Consider the following 1,566-nt stretch of genomic DNA (forward strand, 5'->3'; position numbering starts at 1 on the left):
GTGGTTGTAAATAGTCAGCACAAATGATGTAGCAGCTATTATTACAAGTATATATTTTGTTCTAGATTTCAATTTTTTTCAAAATGTTGGGTAACGGTCTTGTATAAGATTAGTTGCGCTGTTTAGTAACTAACTTAGCAAGTACAAACCGAATAGAAAATCCGCGAGGATTTTCGTAAGCAGGCTCTTACCAAGCAATTAATTTTATACGTTGTTGTGTACAGTTATTTTTATTCCATTAGTCTAAACCAATCTTTAACAGTTAATTCAAGTCTAACAATTTCATCTTCTGCTAATGGAGAACAATGTGCTATTGGCCCTCGTAATTGATTAAGGTTCGACATTATTCTTTGAAATGCTCTTTGACCTCTTTTAAATAAACCCTCAAAAGCACTCCAATTGTTAATTACAATTTGACTTAATTCTCCAAAAGTTGTATAGTCAATATTTTCGTCTGACCTAATAGTAAAACCTGTATCCTCTTCTCTTTTAATATTTTTTAATACTCCTTTTCTAATTTCCTCTTTAACCTGTTCGTCCCACCAATTCTGTCCAAATTTTTCTTCCATTAATTCGAGAACTAATCTTCTAATTGACTTTTCAAGACAATAGAAAACTTCATAATGTTCAGCCATTAAATTAGCTTCTTTTCGAAATTCTGAATCAAATTGGAGGTAGTATTCTTTTCTAGGAGTTTCACTTTTAGATAATCTCCCAAGGTTTAAGTCTAAATTCTCTTCGACTTTATCTAATTGATGTTCTGCCAATGAATTAGCTAGACAAAAGAGTTTTACCTTTTCTAATGCTATTTTATTACTCATTTAGTAAGTTTTCTTTAAGTGATTTAAATATAGCATCAAAAATAGCTGGGTCATCCGTTTTTGGTAAGACAAGATTGATAGTATAATTAAGTCCTAAGTCAAATTTTTTCTGAATTTGTTGACTATTCTCTATGTTTTTTGGAGTCGGAGATTTAGTTGTCTTTGTTTCCTCTTTACTTTCTTTAGTGATTGTTTTAACTTCAAAATCTGCAAATTCTTTTGAGTTAAAAAAAGAACTCACAATATTTTTAACGGTACTATTATCGTGAGGAGAACCTGTAATCTCAGAAATTAGTTTAGTAAAATCTTTACGAGAGAGTTCGTGTGCGTATTCATTCCTTGTGAAAATTTCTGAATAACCGTGTTTTAACGCATTCGCCATTGCCGCTTTTCTAAAAGCAGGATTTCTGAAGTTTTTATAAATTTGAGTGGGCTTACCATCTGTTGTTAAGAATCCAACTTTTTTTGCCCAAGAAACGAAGCTTTTTTGATTTCCACCTTTAAACCCTAGCTTGGTTCCAAGAAAATCATAATTAAAAGTTTCTGGAACTGACGCATCACAAATTTTATTTAGAATCTTTGGAAGTGTTCCTGGTGATGTCATATAAGGTGGTAAAGTTTTACTCATAGTTCATTTTTTTTAATTGTACACAACGTCTCGGCTAAGCGTAGTGCGGTAGTAAGGAAACTTTTCGTTTCCGTCTGCGCACGAAGCTAAAGCTTATTGTTTTGATTTATTTTTTCT

Annotated in this window: 2 protein-coding genes; both read right to left on the minus strand. The window is 31.8% G+C overall.

The window, feature by feature from the left end; genetic code table 11:
- Nucleotides 1-230 precede the first annotated feature (230 nt).
- Nucleotides 231-767, minus strand: coding sequence for a Swt1 family HEPN domain-containing protein (locus CLV91_RS00095; RefSeq protein WP_245987106.1), 537 nt, complete (start codon nt 765-767; stop codon nt 231-233).
- 46 nt (nt 768-813) lie between these two features.
- Nucleotides 814-1,449, minus strand: coding sequence for a DUF5343 domain-containing protein (locus CLV91_RS00100; protein WP_121062768.1), 636 nt, complete (start codon nt 1,447-1,449; stop codon nt 814-816).
- Nucleotides 1,450-1,566: the final 117 nt, after the last annotated feature.

Origin of the sequence: Maribacter vaceletii (genome assembly GCF_003634105.1) — a bacterium.
GTDB lineage: Bacteria > Bacteroidota > Bacteroidia > Flavobacteriales > Flavobacteriaceae > Maribacter_B > Maribacter_B vaceletii.

What these genes read in the sequence shown, in the direction of transcription:
- CLV91_RS00100 (WP_121062768.1), bottom strand. Translation starts at nt 1,449, where the DNA reads ATGAGTAAAACTTTACCACCTTATATGACATCACCAGGAACACTTCCA.